This window comes from Streptomyces sp. NPDC096339 (assembly GCF_044762985.1).
Taxonomy (GTDB): Bacteria; Actinomycetota; Actinomycetes; order Streptomycetales; family Streptomycetaceae; genus Streptomyces.
Map to the genome: position 1 here is coordinate 24,167 of NZ_JBIWFI010000002.1, position 12,548 is coordinate 36,714.

13 protein-coding genes are annotated in these 12,548 nt (G+C 71.0%); 4 read left to right on the top strand and 9 right to left on the bottom strand.

Going from position 1 to position 12,548, the window contains the following annotated elements:
• Positions 1 to 11 precede the first annotated feature (11 nt).
• From cseB to ACIQ5Y_RS03420, 3 genes are all read left to right on the top strand, one after another.
• Positions 12 to 725 carry a two-component system response regulator CseB gene (cseB, locus tag ACIQ5Y_RS03410; RefSeq protein ID WP_403874545.1) on the top strand — a complete coding sequence of 238 codons (714 nt, stop codon included), beginning with the start codon at positions 12 to 14 and terminating at the stop codon, positions 723 to 725.
• The gene (gene cseC / locus ACIQ5Y_RS03415; RefSeq protein ID WP_403874546.1) at positions 722 to 2,032 is read left to right on the top strand and encodes a two-component system sensor histidine kinase CseC; all 1,311 of its coding nucleotides are present in this window, start codon (positions 722 to 724) and stop codon (positions 2,030 to 2,032) included. Before cseB ends, cseC begins: the two co-directional genes overlap by 4 nt.
• Before the next feature lie 417 nt (positions 2,033 to 2,449).
• Positions 2,450 to 3,559, top strand: a complete 1,110-nt coding sequence (locus ACIQ5Y_RS03420) for a LamG-like jellyroll fold domain-containing protein (RefSeq protein WP_403874548.1) — start codon at positions 2,450 to 2,452, stop codon at positions 3,557 to 3,559.
• 1 nt (position 3,560) lies between these two features.
• Here the strand turns inward: ACIQ5Y_RS03420 and ACIQ5Y_RS03425 are convergent, their stop codons facing one another.
• Together ACIQ5Y_RS03425 and ACIQ5Y_RS03430 are read right to left on the bottom strand one after the other, a co-directional pair.
• Positions 3,561 to 4,106: a M23 family metallopeptidase gene (locus ACIQ5Y_RS03425; protein ID WP_403874550.1), complete on the bottom strand. Its 546-nt coding sequence runs from the start codon at positions 4,104 to 4,106 to the stop codon at positions 3,561 to 3,563.
• Positions 4,107 to 4,535: 429 nt separating this feature from the next.
• Positions 4,536 to 7,061 carry an ATP-dependent Clp protease ATP-binding subunit gene (locus ACIQ5Y_RS03430; protein ID WP_384751098.1) on the bottom strand — a complete coding sequence of 842 codons (2,526 nt, stop codon included), beginning with the start codon at positions 7,059 to 7,061 and terminating at the stop codon, positions 4,536 to 4,538.
• A gap of 463 nt (positions 7,062 to 7,524) precedes the next feature.
• Here ACIQ5Y_RS03430 and ACIQ5Y_RS03435 point away from each other — a divergent pair, with 463 nt between their 5' ends.
• On the top strand, positions 7,525 to 8,172 hold the full coding sequence (locus tag ACIQ5Y_RS03435) for an SCO3374 family protein (protein WP_403874552.1): 648 nt from the start codon (positions 7,525 to 7,527) through the stop codon (positions 8,170 to 8,172).
• Here the strand turns inward: ACIQ5Y_RS03435 and ACIQ5Y_RS03440 are convergent.
• The 7 genes from ACIQ5Y_RS03440 to ACIQ5Y_RS03470 all read right to left on the bottom strand — a co-directional run bounded on the left by ACIQ5Y_RS03440 (position 8,151) and on the right by ACIQ5Y_RS03470 (position 12,466).
• Positions 8,151 to 8,492, bottom strand: coding sequence for an Lsr2 family protein (locus ACIQ5Y_RS03440; protein ID WP_403874554.1), 342 nt, complete (start codon positions 8,490 to 8,492; stop codon positions 8,151 to 8,153). The two genes, ACIQ5Y_RS03435 and ACIQ5Y_RS03440, sit on opposite strands and share 22 nt — an antisense overlap.
• A 165-nt stretch (positions 8,493 to 8,657) precedes the next feature.
• Entirely contained in the window at positions 8,658 to 9,197 is a 540-nt protein-coding gene (locus tag ACIQ5Y_RS03445) for an amino-acid N-acetyltransferase (RefSeq protein ID WP_403874556.1), read from the bottom strand.
• 11 nt (positions 9,198 to 9,208) lie between these two features.
• Positions 9,209 to 9,640 (bottom strand): BlaI/MecI/CopY family transcriptional regulator, encoded by a 432-nt coding sequence (locus ACIQ5Y_RS03450; RefSeq protein WP_403874557.1) that lies wholly within the window; start codon positions 9,638 to 9,640, stop codon positions 9,209 to 9,211.
• Positions 9,641 to 9,776: 136 nt separating this feature from the next.
• On the bottom strand, positions 9,777 to 9,941 hold the full coding sequence (locus ACIQ5Y_RS03455; protein WP_403874558.1) for a hypothetical protein: 165 nt from the start codon (positions 9,939 to 9,941) through the stop codon (positions 9,777 to 9,779).
• A 13-nt stretch (positions 9,942 to 9,954) separates the two neighbouring features.
• On the bottom strand, positions 9,955 to 10,539 hold the full coding sequence (locus tag ACIQ5Y_RS03460) for a hypothetical protein (RefSeq protein WP_403874560.1): 585 nt from the start codon (positions 10,537 to 10,539) through the stop codon (positions 9,955 to 9,957).
• Between the two features lie 66 nt (positions 10,540 to 10,605).
• Complete coding sequence (locus tag ACIQ5Y_RS03465; protein WP_403874562.1) at positions 10,606 to 10,800, bottom strand: DUF397 domain-containing protein; 195 nt, start codon at positions 10,798 to 10,800, stop codon at positions 10,606 to 10,608.
• A gap of 535 nt (positions 10,801 to 11,335) precedes the next feature.
• Positions 11,336 to 12,466 carry a threonine aldolase family protein gene (locus ACIQ5Y_RS03470; protein ID WP_403874564.1) on the bottom strand — a complete coding sequence of 377 codons (1,131 nt, stop codon included), beginning with the start codon at positions 12,464 to 12,466 and terminating at the stop codon, positions 11,336 to 11,338.
• Positions 12,467 to 12,548 lie beyond the last annotated feature (82 nt).

A 12,548-nucleotide genomic window follows, 5' to 3' on the forward strand; every position in this document is an offset into this window, starting at 1 on the left:
GAGACTTCCGCATGGCCGAGACCCATGTCCTGTTCGTCGAGGACGACGACGTCATCCGCGAGGCCACGACCCTGGCGCTGGAGCGCGACGGGTTCGTGGTCACCGCCATGCCCGACGGGCTGTCCGGTCTGGAGTCCTTCCGGGCGAACCGTCCCGACATCGCCCTGCTCGACGTGATGGTCCCCGGCATGGACGGCGTGAGCCTGTGCCGCCGCATCCGTGACGAATCCACCGTCCCCGTGATCATGCTGTCGGCGCGCGCCGACTCCATCGACGTGGTGCTGGGCCTGGAGGCGGGCGCCGACGACTACGTCACCAAGCCCTTCGACGGGTCCGTGCTCGTCGCCCGCATCCGCGCCGTGCTGCGCCGCTTCGGCCACGCGGGCGGCCCGCAGAACGGCGGGGCGGGCTCCGACGGCGACGGCCCGGACGGGGAGCGCGGGGTGCTGTCCTTCGGCGACCTGGAGGTCGACACCGAGGGCATGGAGGTACGGAAGGCGGGCGCCCCGGTGGCCCTGACGCCGACCGAGATGCGGCTGCTGCTGGAGTTCTCCTCCGCACCCGGCACCGTACTGTCGCGCGACCGCCTGCTGGAGCGGGTCTGGGACTACGACTGGGGCGGCGACACCCGCGTCGTCGACGTCCACGTGCAGCGGCTGCGCACCAAGATCGGGCAGGACCGGATCGAAACGGTCCGGGGCTTCGGATACAAGCTCAAAGCATGAGACGGTTCACCCTCCGGACGGGGATCCGCTGGAAGATCACCCTCGCCATCGCGGCCGTCGGCGCGCTCACCGCCGTCGCACTGAGCCTCGTGGTGCACAGCGCTGCCCGGGTCTCGATGCTGGAGAGCGCCCGCGAGGTGCAGTTGGACCGCGTCCAGTTCATCTCCCGCAACACCGACTCGGGGCGCAGGCCCATGATGGGCGCCAAGGTCAACGACCCCGAGCTGCCCGCGCAGTTGCGCGAGAAGGCGCGGTCGGGGCGGCGCGGCACCTTCGTGCAGGAGAACCCGCACGGGCTGCCGGAGGTGTGGGCGGCCGTGCCGCTCGGGAACGGGCAGGTGCTTTCTCTGCACACCCAGTTCCGGGAGAGCGCCAACATGGTGCGCGACCTGGACCGTGCCCTCGTCATCGGCTCCCTCGCCGTGGTCATCGGCGGCTCCGCGCTCGGCGTGCTCATCGGCGGGCAGATCTCGCGCCGGCTGCGCAAGGCCGCGGCGGCCGCCCAGCGGGTGGCACACGGGGACCCGGAAGTGCGGGTGCGGGACGCGGTCGGGGGTGTCGTGCGTGACGAGACGGACGATCTCGCGCGGGCCGTCGACGCCATGGCCGACGCGCTCCAGCAGCGACTGGAGGCGGAGCGGCGGGTCACCGCGGACATCGCGCACGAGCTGCGCACCCCGGTGACGGGGCTGCTCACGGCGGCGGAACTGTTGCCACCGGGGCGACCGACCGAGCTGGTGCGGGACCGGGCGCAGGCGCTGCGCGCGCTGGTCGAGGACGTACTGGAGGTGGCCCGGCTGGACAGCGCGTCCGAGCGGGCCGAGCTCCAGGACGTGGCGCTGGGCGAGTTCGTGAGCCGGCGGGTGAAGGCGCTGATGCCGGAGGCCTCGGTACGGGTGGTCGCGGACGAGATCGTCAGCACCGACCCGCGCCGACTGGAGCGGATCCTGGGGAACCTGCTGGCGAACGCCTCGCGGTACGGGCAGCCGCCGATCCAGGTCGACGTGGAGGGGCGGGTCGTGCGGGTCCGCGACCACGGGCCCGGCTTCCCGGAGGCACTGCTGCGGGAAGGGCCGAGCCGCTTCCGTACGGGGTCCACGGACCGGGCCGGTGTGGGGCACGGGCTCGGGCTGACCATCGCGGAGGGTCAGGCACGGGTGCTGGGCGCGCGGCTGACGTTCCGCAACGTGGCGGGCTCGGCCGTGGCCGGCGGAGCCGGCGGGGCGGCGGGTGCGGTGGCGGTCCTGTGGCTCCCGGAACACGCCCCTACGGCCACGGGTAGCTTCCCGGTGATCCAGGTGCCGTAGGGCTGCGCCGCACTTGAGAACCGGGGCCCTGGCAAATCCAGCCTCGCCGGCGCTTGAGGCACGGGGTCCGGGGCGGAGCCCCGGGGAACGGTGGAAGGGCGGGTAGGGGACCGCTCCGCGCAGCGGCACCCCGGGGCGGCCCGCACGCGGCGGCACCCCCGGGGCGGCCCGCACGCGAAGGGCCGTCGGGGCCGGGCGCGCGCCGGGGCACCTCCTCGGGCGTCGAACGGTTCGAGCCGGTGGAGAGGGGAAACGGGGTGCGTTCGACGCCCTGCGGGGGCGCCCCACCGCACACCCGACCCCGCCGGCGCGGAGGTGGCGCTGGGCAGGCCCGCCGGGCACCCGCGTGTGACGCCCCACGGGGCCGGGCGTCCCCGGGCCTACACCGGTACCGGGCAGTGACTTAGCATCCCTGGCATGACCGACGGTACGAATCCTCCCAGCAGCCCGCAGCCCCAGCCCGCCCCGGGGAGCGGCGGTTACGGGTTCCCGCCCCCGCAGGGCAGTGGTTACGGCTACCCGCCGAACCAGCCCGCAGGCGGGGGCTTCGGCCCGCCCACGCCGTTCCTGCCGGGCCCCGACCAGGGGCTGCCGGTCATGCCCTCCGCGGATCAGCCGGACTGGGAGGCCATGGCCGACCGGTCGGCCGCCGAGCGGCGTAGGAAGCGGCTCTGGATGATCGGCGGCGCCGTGACCGTTCTGCTGCTGCTCGCCGGCGGCGGAACGTTCCTGCTGCTCAAGGGGGACAAGTCCGGCGGCGACGACCCGAAGGACGTCGCCGACAACCCGCCCGCTTCGTCCGCGCCCGCCTCGCCCGACCCCGGTGCGAGTTCGTCCAAGGCCTACTCCCCCACGGTCGCCAGCGACCCGTCACTGCTCCGGGACGGCGCCGGCAAGACCCACATTCGAATGGGCCCCGAGGCCACGGTGCCCAAGGTGGGCGAGCGCTACGAGCTCCGTCTCAAGGGCAACGCGAACTCGTACGCCCAGGCCACCGAGGCGGCCGTGGACACGACCAAGAGCTTCTCCCTCTCGGCCCGCGTCAACAACACCTCCCCGGCGCAGGGCGCACACATCGCCTTCAGCCAGGGCACCGGCGAGTCGTTCTCGTTCGAGGTGGGCGCCGACGAGGTGAACGGCAAGCAGGCGTGGGTGTTCCGCGTACGGACCACGGAGAAGGGCACGAAGCCCACCATCGTGACCATCGCCGCCGAGGGAGCCAAGACGGTCAAGACGACGACCGTGCTGACCGCCGTCCACGACGCCGAGAAGAAGGCGATCGCCCTCTATGTGGACGGGAAGAAGGCCGGAGAGGCCCAGATCCCGGGGATCTGGCAGAACGCCGGTCCGTTCCAGCTCGGCCGGGCCCGCCACGACAACACCTGGGTCGGCGCCTGGCAGGGTTCCATGAACTACATCCGGTTCTACGGAACGGCCTTCACCCCGGAGCAGGCCGAGGCCTACCGCAAGGGCGAGCTCGACGCCGCGGCGAAGGCCACCGCGACCCATTTCTGGGTCACCGGCTGAATCAGATCGTGACGCCCGCGGCGCGGAGGAAGGCGACCGGGTTGACGGCCGAGCCGTAGTTCGGCGTGGTGCGGATCTCGAAGTGCAGGTGCGGGCCGCTGGAGTTGCCGGTGTTGCCGGAGAGGGCTATCCGCTGGCCCTTGGCGACCTTCTGGCCGATCTTGACCTGGATCTTCGAGAGGTGCGCGTACTGCGAGTACGTGCCGCTGCCGTGCTTGATCACGATGGCGTTGCCGTAGGCCGGGCCGTCGCCGCCGCCGTTGGGGCCGGCCTTGACGACGGTGCCCGCCGCGGCGGCGTCGACCGGGGTGCCGGACGGGACGGCGAAGTCCTGGCCGGAGTGCTTGTGGGCCCACATGCCGCCGGCCTGGGCGAAGGTCGCGGACAGCGTGTACTTGGCGACGGGCTTCTCCCACGCGGCCTTGGAGGTCTGCGTCGTGTCGGCGAACGCGGCGGTCGTCCCGGCTCCCAGGGCCAGCACGGCGCCGAGAGCGGTGGCGGTGACGGCGGTACGGGTACGACGGGTGCTGACGCGCTTCGCGAACATGAACAGACCTCCGGGGCCGGGAACAGGGGCGGTGCCATGCCCGTCAGGGGCATGAAGTGACCCGGCACGGTGAAGCACGTACCGGGCTGACCGGAACATTGGTAACCCGAGCCCCCGAACTTCCTCAAACCTCCCCATTACTACCCGGCGTCGTAACGGGCGTGAGGGACTCGGACCTGTTGACGGCGTCCCGGCTGGGGTTGAGTAGGGACAAAACGGGCAGGAAAATCTACGAGAATTCCTAGTAGGTCCGATTTGCCCTGTGCGGCTTGTCACCGGAGGGGGACCTTCGACCGGCCGGTCCCGGACCTTCGGAGTGGAACGCGTCACCACGCTCGGACGGCGCGCGAGAAGTCGCGCACGAAAAGGGGCGACCCCGGGACCGAACGGTCCCGGGGTCGCCCCTGGGTACTGCTACCCGCGGAGCGCTTACGCGCCCTTCGACAGGTCCGGGCCGGAGCCCGTGGCCTCGATCGGGGGGAGGTCGGGCAGGGCCGACTTCTCCTCGCCGCGGAAGGTGAACTTGGCTTCCTCGCCGTCACCCTCCTTGCCGACGACCACGATGTGACCGGGGCGCAGCTCGCCGAAGAGGATCTTCTCCGACAGCACGTCCTCGATCTCGCGCTGGATGGTCCGGCGCAGCGGACGGGCACCCAGGATCGGGTCGTAGCCGCGCTTGGCGAGCAGGAGCTTGGCGTCGCCGCTCAGCTCGATGCCCATGTCGCGGTCCTTGAGGCGCTCGTCGACCTTGGCGATCATCAGGTCGACGATCTGGATGATGTCTTCCTCGGTGAGCTGGTGGAAGACGACCGTGTCGTCGACACGGTTCAGGAACTCGGGCCGGAAGTGCTGCTTGAGCTCTTCGTTGACCTTCGCCTTCATCCGCTCGTAGCCGGTCTTGGTGTCGCCCTGGGCCGCGAAGCCCAGGTTGAAGCCCTTCGAGATGTCCCGGGTACCCAGGTTGGTCGTCATGATGATGACCGTGTTCTTGAAGTCCACGACCCGGCCCTGGGAGTCGGTCAGACGACCGTCCTCCAGGATCTGGAGAAGGGAATTGAAGATATCCGGGTGGGCCTTCTCGACCTCGTCGAAGAGGACGACGGAGAACGGCTTCCGGCGCACCTTCTCGGTGAGCTGGCCGCCCTCTTCGTAGCCCACGTAACCGGGGGGCGAACCGAAGAGACGGGAAACCGTGTGCTTCTCGCTGAACTCCGACATGTCGAGGGAGATCAGCGCGTCCTCGTCGCCGAAGAGGAATTCGGCGAGCGTCTTGGAGAGCTCGGTCTTACCGACACCGGACGGACCGGCGAAGATGAACGAGCCACCCGGGCGCTTCGGGTCCTTCAGACCCGCACGGGTACGGCGGATGGCCTGGGAGAGCGCCTTGATGGCGTCCTTCTGGCCGATGACGCGGCGGTGGAGCTCGTCCTCCATGCGGAGCAGTCGCGAGGACTCCTCCTCGGTGAGCTTGAAGACGGGAATGCCGGTCGCGGTCGCGAGGACCTCGGCGATGAGCTCGCCGTCGACCTCGGCGACGACGTCCATGTCGCCGGCCTTCCACTCCTTCTCGCGCTTGGTCTTCGCCGCCAGCAGCTGCTTCTCCTTGTCGCGGAGAGAGGCCGCCTTCTCGAAGTCCTGGGAGTCGATGGCCGACTCCTTGTCGCGGCGCACGGCCGCGATCTTCTCGTCGAACTCGCGGAGGTCCGGCGGCGCGGTCATCCGGCGGATGCGCATCCGGGAGCCGGCCTCGTCGATCAGGTCGATCGCCTTGTCCGGGAGGAAGCGGTCCGAGATGTACCGGTCGGCCAGCGTCGCCGCCTGGACGAGGGCCTCGTCCGTGATGGAGACGCGGTGGTGGGCCTCGTAGCGGTCGCGCAGGCCCTTGAGGATCTCGATCGTGTGGGGGAGGGAAGGCTCCGCCACCTGGATCGGCTGGAAGCGGCGCTCGAGGGCCGCGTCCTTCTCGAGGTGCTTGCGGTACTCGTCGAGCGTCGTGGCACCGATGGTCTGGAGCTCACCACGGGCCAGCATGGGCTTGAGGATGCTGGCGGCGTCGATCGCGCCCTCGGCGGCACCCGCACCCACGAGGGTGTGGAGCTCGTCGATGAACAGGATGATGTCGCCGCGGGTGCGGATCTCCTTGAGCACCTTCTTCAGGCGCTCTTCGAAGTCACCGCGGTAGCGGGAACCGGCGACCAGGGCACCCAGGTCAAGCGTGTAGAGGTGCTTGTCCTTGAGGGTCTCGGGGACCTCGCCCTTGACGATCGCCTGGGCCAGGCCCTCGACGACGGCGGTCTTGCCGACGCCGGGCTCGCCGATGAGGACCGGGTTGTTCTTCGTCCGGCGGGACAGCACCTGCATGACCCGCTCGATCTCCTTCTCGCGCCCGATGACCGGGTCGAGCTTGGATTCGCGGGCAGCCTGGGTGAGGTTGCGGCCGAACTGGTCGAGGACCAGCGAGGTCGAGGGCGTGCCCTCGGCCGGGCCGCCGGCCGTGGCCGACTCCTTGCCGCCCCCGGTGTAACCGGAGAGCAGCTGGATGACCTGCTGCCGGACTCGGTTGAGATCGGCGCCCAGCTTCACGAGGACCTGGGCGGCGACGCCCTCGCCCTCGCGGATCAGGCCGAGCAGGATGTGCTCGGTGCCGATGTAGTTGTGGCCGAGCTGGAGGGCCTCTCGGAGCGACAGCTCCAGGACCTTCTTCGCCCGCGGGGTGAAGGGGATGTGGCCGGACGGGGCCTGCTGGCCCTGACCGATGATCTCCTCGACCTGCTGGCGAACAGCCTCGAGCGAAATCCCGAGGCTCTCCAGGGCCTTAGCGGCGACACCCTCACCCTCGTGGATCAGACCCAGAAGGATGTGCTCGGTGCCGATGTAGTTGTGGTTGAGCATCCGGGCTTCTTCCTGAGCCAGGACGACAACCCGCCGCGCGCGGTCGGTGAACCTCTCGAACATCGTTTATCGCTCCTCAGAGCGGTCGGGCAGTTCGGGGTCGGTCCCCGCCCTGTCCTTCCGCATGCTAGTCCCGCGGGGCGGGACAGCTCATTCCAACTGCCGACATCCGTCCACGGCTCACCCCCACGTCGGTGAGGAAAACCGGCTGTTAGAGCCGACTACTGCTCCAACTCGATGGTGCGAGACGATGTTCCCGCAGGCCAGGCAGATACCCGTCATGCGTGTACGCCGATGGCGAACGGAAGCCGTTCAAATCAGCGTGTCGCCCCGATCCACTAGGAATGTCTTACCCGTAAGGACTGACACTCCATGCCAGTGGCACCGGTTCCCTCAGCTAAGGGCGAACACGGTTCCGTCCCGAATGCGGGACGCCGGCCTCACGGACGTTTACGTTCCGCGTCGGCGTGAGCGCGTTGTGTCACACCGACCGTAACCCAGGGCCGTTTCGGGAGTTGCTCCGGACATGGCCGCAACCTCCCCCGAACTCCGTCCGGGGGGACCCCCTCCACCGCCCTCCGCGCCGACCGCCCCTCAGCCCCCCGCCGGGGCCGTCCCCGGGCCCCGGACACCGCCCGGGCAGGAGACGTACGGGGGCTGGTACGAGCGGGTGCTCGGCTGGACCGTCCTGGGCGCGGCGCCCGGCCGGCTCGCCACGGGGACCCGGTTCGACGTGCTGGAGCTGCCGTCCGACGCGGGTGCGGCGCTGCTGCGCAGGCCGGTGCCCACGGGTCCGGTCGCGCTGGCGGGGCGCCGGATGCAGTTCCTGGTGGCCGCCGGGGGCGCGGAGGAGCTCGACGGGCTCCTCGACTGGCTGGAGTGGGGCGGGGTCGCCCTGGACCTCGCGGCCCTGGGCGCGGGCTGCCGGATCACCGCCCCGGCTCCCCCGGGGACGTCCCTCGGGAAAAGCCCTCGGGGGGCCGCCGTGTGGCTGCGACCCCCCGAGCAGGGGTGTGAGGCACTGCTGCCGGCCCTGCCCGGTCCGGGGCGGGCCGCCGGGCCCGCTCGCGGGCCCGATCTCGTACGTCTGGTGGCTGCGGCGGCGACGGAATGCCACCGGGCGCGCCTGAGGCGACGTACTGTCCCGGCTTCTCAGCCGTTGGCCTTCTCGTAGGCCTCGCGGATCTCGGCCGGGACGCGGCCGCGGTCGTTCACGTTGTAATTGTTCTCCTTCGCCCACGCGCGGATCAGCGCGGTGTCGGGCTGGCCCGTCGTCGCGGACGCGCGGCCCTTGGCGCCACGGGCCGCGGTGGCCCGGCCACCGGTACGGCGGCCGCCCTTGGTGTACGGGTCGAGCAGGCCGCGGAGCTTTTCAGCGTTGGCGGTGGTGAGGTCGATCTCGTAGGTCTTGCCATCCAGAGCGAACGTCACAGTCTCGTCCGCCTCGCCACCGTCGAGGTCGTCGACAAGAAGGACCTGAACCTTCTGTGCCACCGGGATTTCCTTTCATCGAAAAGCAGTACGCGGAAAGGAAACCGCTTTTGCCTGAAAAACACAAACCCCCGGGGAGAGGTTCGAGACCGCAACGAGGCGGGAAACGTGCGCGATTCGGACATAGGCCACAGGCGGGCGACGCACGGGAAAAACCACGGTGATCGATCAGAGGTGCAGAAGCATCCGACTGTTGCCCAAGGTGTTCGGCTTCACTCGTTCGAGACCGAGGAACTCGGCGACACCCTCGTCATAGGAACGCAGCAGCTCCATGTAGACATCCGTCTCGACCGGTGTCTCGCCGATCTCGACGAACCCGTGCTTGCGGAAGAAGTCCACTTCGAAGGTCAGGCAGAAAACCCGGCTCACGCCGACCTCGCGGGCCGTGCGCAACAACTGCTCCAGTACGCGATGGCCGACTCCGGCGCCCTTCAACTCCCGGTCGACGGCGAGAGTGCGCACTTCGGCGAGGTCTTCCCACATCACGTGGAGAGCGCCGCAGCCGACCACCTGGCCGTCCGAGACGCGTTCCGCGACCCAGAACTCCTGGATGTCCTCGTAAAGGACGACCGGTGCTTTGTCGAGCAGGATCCGCTGCTGCACGTACTGGTCGAGCAGACGGCGCACCGCGCGGACATCACCGGTGCGGGCTCGGCGGATCGTCACTGTTTCTGCGGGCGCGGCGGATGCGGCGGAAAACTCTCCCATGCGACGGGACGCTATCGTCCCGGCTCCCCCGGCCGCTCGCCGGAGTCCCCTTCGGCTTCGGGCGCGGCGGTGGCCGTCTCGTCGTCGTGCTGGACGATGCGTACGGCATCCCGGAGGGCTTCGCGCTGTTCCGCCGACATCATGCCGAAGAAGGCCACGAGGGCGGCGGCCGGGTTGTCGCTCGTGGACCACGCTTCGTTCATCAGTGCGGCCGAGTAGGCGGCGCGGGTGGAGACCGCCGTATATCGATAGGCACGGCCTTCGGCTTCCCGGCGGACCCAGCCCTTCTGATGAAGATTGTCCATAACGGTCATGACCGTGGTGTAGGCGATGGACCGTTCCTGCTGGAGGTCTTCCAGTACTTCCCGAACGGTGACCGGGCGGTTCCACTGCCACACCCGCGTCATGACCGCGTCTTCGAGTTCTCCCAAGGGGCGAGGCACAACAGCACGATAGTGCTGGTTGTGTGGAATTGCCCGACTATTCGGGGAGCAACGCGCGAGAAATGTCGAAGGCGCCCCGACCGAAGGTCGCGGGAGTACGGCGGGTGGTGCCGTACTCCCGTCGCCCCTCGGGGGGCTACTTCTGCTGCTGGGCGGCCGCGGCCCGGGAGATCACGGCGTCGACCGCCGCGTCCTCCTTGGCCTTGTTCGCGCCGCCCTGGGTCTTCACGATCGTCCTGACGAGGGCGATGAAGAACGCGGCCATCACGACGGGGGGCAGGAGCGCGGAGACGTAGTCCATGCCGACAGCGTAGCTAGCCGACGGCACGGCCGGCCGCCGGGGGCGGGGTGGGCTTGCGGCGGGGCGGGAAGACCTCGCCGGGCGTCGGGATCGGCTTCTCGGGCCGCGGGGGCTCCTTCGGCCGGGGTTCGGGGGACGGCCGCCGGTCCTGGCCCCCGGCCAGCGCCAGCAGCCGCGTACGGGGCGCGGGGGCCGTGGACAGCCGGCGCCGTACGGAGCGCTCCGCGATGCCCTGGGCCCGCTCCAGCAGTGCGGCGGCGACCGGGTTCGCCCGCAGGGCGCGCAGGGCGGCGAGGTCGTCGGGGACGGGCTCGTAGCCGCCCGCCAGGGCGTCCTGGAGCAGTTCCAGGTACCCGGGGAGGCTGCCGGGCAGGGCGCCCCGGTAGCGGGCGAGGTCCTCCAGGAGGAACGCTCTGAGCCGGCCCGCCTCCTGGACCGCGTCGTCCACCGACTGGGCGAGGCGCAGGCAGTCCTGGACCTCCGGGGCCGTGAGGGGGGCCGTGGAGGACTGGAGGGCGTGGGCGAGCGAGCGCCTGAGCACGAGAAGTTCGGCAGCGCTGAACGCCATGCCGCCGCGGGATCCGTAGGGCGTGGGCATGGGCCGAAGATACGCGCTAATCGGACAAAATCCCCTCAGGGTGAGGGGTGCGGCGCGGCGGTTCCCCTATCCGGATTCCTTGACCGCGCGGAGGAAATCGGCCCAGGCGGCCTGGGTCGTGGCGAGCACGAGGTGGGCCGGATCGGCGCGGTCCGCGACGCGGACGAGGGAGCCGGGGGTGGCGGAGACGTAGACGCAGGTGTCCCCTTCGCCGCAGAACGAGGACTTCTGCCAGGCGCTGGCCGCGGGCTGGACGGTCATGGTGTCTCCTCCGGTCCCAGGAATTCCCATCGGTAGGGACGGTAACCCCGTGGCTGGACTTCGCCGGTCGTTTTCGCGGAATTCGGTCAAGCCGCGTCGGCTCCGCCGGGGTGGGGGGTGCGGGTGCCGCTGCGCGGAGCCGCTCCCCGCCGTGTCGGCTCCGCCGGGGTGGGGGTGCGGGTGCCGCTGCGCGGAGCCGCTCCCCGCCCCGCCGTGTCGGCTCCGCCGGGGTGGGGGTGGGTGCCGCTGCGCGGAGCCGCTCCCCGCCCCGCCCTTCCTCCGTTCCCCGGGCTCCGCCCGGACCCGCTCCTCAAGCGCCGGAGGGGCTGGGTGGGGTCGGGGGGGGCTGGGTGGGGTCGGGGGCTGGGTGAGGTCGGGGGGGCTGGGTGGGGTCGGGGAGGGCTGGGTGAGGTCGGGGGGATGGGTGGGGTCGGGGTGGGGGTGGGTGGGGCCCGGGGGCTGGATGGGGCCCGGGGCTGGATGGGGTCGGCTGGGTGGGGCCTGGGGATGGGTGGGGTTGGAGGGGGTGAGGTCGTTACAGGCGGGCCGTGAAGTCCGCGACCGCCTCGGTCACGTTCGCCTTCGTCCAGGAGAGGCCCGGGGCGGTGATCGAAAGTTCCGTCGCCGAGATGCCCGGGACGGCCGTCGGGGACCACCGGTGGAACAGGACCCGGCCCGTCTCCTCCGCCGTGCGCAGGCCCGCTTCCGTCAGGTGCGCGGCCTCGAAGGGCAGGCAGACCTGGAACTGGTGGGTGTGCGGGACCTCCGGGTGGACCTTGGACCAGGCGATGCCCGAAGCGGCGAGCGCCGCCCGCAGGGCGCCGGCGACCAGGCGGGCGTGTTCCACGTACGCCGGCAGGCGGGGCAGCTCGCGCTCCAGGCCCGTCAGGGCGGAGAGGGCGGCGGGGAACTGGCGGAAGACCCGGCCGCCGTAGCGGTGGCGCCAGACCCTGGTCTCCTCGACGAAGTCGGCCGCTCCCGCCAGGCAGGCCCCGCTCAGCCCGCCGAGGGACTTGTAGAAGGACACGTACACCGAGTCCGCCAGCGCGGCGATCTCCTGGAGCGGGCGGCCGAAGTGGACCGTGGTCTCCCACAGCCGGGCCCCGTCGAAGTGGACCGCCGCCTCCCGCTCGCGGGCGGCCTCCACCACTTCCTCCAGTTCCTCCCAGGTGGGCAGGAGGAAGCCGGCGTCGCGCAGGGGCAGCTCCAGCATCAGCGTGCCGAAGGGCTCGGGGAGGGAGGCGACCTCCGCGGCCGTGGGCTGGCGGGGTTCCGTCGTCGGGTGGACCACCCGCAGACCGGAGACGGCCGACAGCGCCTCCTCCTCCCACCGCTCCGGGTGGCTCATCGGGTGCAGGGCCACGGCCGGGTTCCCGGTGCGGCCCGCCCAGCAGCGCAGGGCGATCTGCTGGGCCATGGTGCCGGAGGGGAAGAACGCGGCGTCCTCGGTGCCGAGCAGCTCCGCCACCCGGCGTTCCAGGGCGCCGACCACCCCGTCGCCGTAGAGGTCGGCCTGTTCGTCCAGGTCGTGGGGGCCGTCCGTCAGCCGCTCCAGCAGCTCGCGCAGGGTGGCCTCGCGCGGGGTGCGGGTCAGGGTGTGCTCCGCCGCGCGCCAGGCGGCCACCAGCCGCCGCTCGTACGCCGTGTCCTCGCTCTGATCGGTCATGACCCCGATCATCGCCGACCGGGCGGCCGCCGCCCCGGGGCCGGTGCCGGGCGCCGTGAGGCGGTGAACCTTTCCGGTCAGG